Here is a 1,290-nt window from a genome sequence, read left to right as displayed (position 1 = left end):
CCCCCTCTCCCCAACCCCTCTCCCGCGAGGGGAGAGGGGCTCGAGACCGGGCTCAGTTGCCCCAGACCTCTTGAGCCGTTTCGATCACGAGCCGCAGCTTCTGCCGCTGCGCCTCGACGGCGATGTTGTTGCCGTGCACGGTGGACGAGAAGCCGCACTGCGGCGACAGGGCCAGTTGCTCGAGCGGCGCGTACTTGGCAGCTTCGTCGATGCGGCGCTTGAGGTCGTCCTTGCTTTCCATCTCGCCGAACTTGGTGGTCACCAGGCCCAGCACCACGGTCTTGCCCTTGGGCAGGAAGCGCAGCGGACGGAAGTCGCCGGAGCGGTCGTCGTCGTATTCCAGGAAGAAGGCGTCCAGGTTCATCTCGGCCAGCAGCGCCTCGGCCACGGGCTCGTAGTTGCCGGCGGCGGCATGGGTGCTCTTGAAGTTGCCGCGGCACAGGTGCATGGCCAGCAGCATGCCTTCGGGCTTCTGCGCCACGACCTTGTTGATGAAGCCGGCGTAGCGGTGCGGCAGCTCGTTGGGGTCGTCGCCGCGCTGGCGGGCCGCCTCGCGCATCTTCTCGTCGCACAGGTAGGCGAGGTTGGTGTCGTCCATCTGCACGTAGCGGCAGCCGGCGTCGTACAGGCTCCTCAGCTCGTCGCCATAGGCCTTGGCCACGTCGTCGTAGAAGGCCGGGTCCAGCTCGGGGTAGGCCGTCTTGCTGATGCCGGCACGGCCGCCGCGGAAGTGCAGCATGGTGGGCGAGGGGATGGTCACCTTGGGCGTGCAGCCGGCGGCGACCTGGCCCTTGAGGTATTCGAAGTCGGCGCGCTGGATGTCCTTGGCATGGCGCACCTTGTCCACGACGCGGATCACCGGCGGGGCCAGCTCCTCGGTGCCGTCGGCCTTCTTGACGGTGACCGGGATGTCGGTCTTGACGCCGCCCAGCTGCTCCAGGAAGTCGATGTGGAAGTACGTGCGGCGGAACTCGCCGTCGGTGATGCTCTTGAGGCCGACGTCCTGCTGGAACTTGACGATCTCGGCGATGGCCTTGTCCTCGACCTCGCGCAGCGCCTCGGCGCCGATCTCGCCTTTGGCCTTCTTGTCGCGGGCCTCGAGCAGGTATTGCGGGCGCAGGAAGCTGCCGACATGGTCGTAGCGGGCGGGCAGTTGCATGGTGTCTCCTGAGAGGTGAAAAAAGGAACGCCGCCCTGTCAGGCGGCGGCCGGGGGATCGTAGCCGGTGGCGCGCTACTTCACAGATCCAGAACGAGCAGGGGTGTCTTGGACCGCGAGCAGCAGGGCGTG

General features: G+C 67.1%; 1 protein-coding gene. It reads right to left on the bottom strand.

All coding sequences use genetic code 11. From position 1 onward, the window contains the following. Window positions 1-52: 52 nt before the first annotated feature. The gene (locus tag NS331_RS24990; RefSeq protein ID WP_058644597.1) at window positions 53-1,159 is read right to left on the bottom strand and encodes a 5-methyltetrahydropteroyltriglutamate--homocysteine S-methyltransferase; all 1,107 of its coding nucleotides are present in this window, start codon (window positions 1,157-1,159) and stop codon (window positions 53-55) included. Window positions 1,160-1,290: the final 131 nt, after the last annotated feature.

It is taken from the genome of Pseudacidovorax intermedius (assembly GCF_001476815.1).
Classification (GTDB): Bacteria; Pseudomonadota; Gammaproteobacteria; order Burkholderiales; family Burkholderiaceae_C; genus Xenophilus; species Xenophilus intermedius_A.
This window is presented reverse-complemented; position numbering and strand designations above follow the sequence as displayed.

Coding starts and splice junctions, on each gene's coding strand:
- NS331_RS24990 (WP_058644597.1), bottom strand. CDS start 1,159: ATGCAACTGCCCGCCCGCTACGACCATGTCGGCAGCTTCCTGCGCCCG.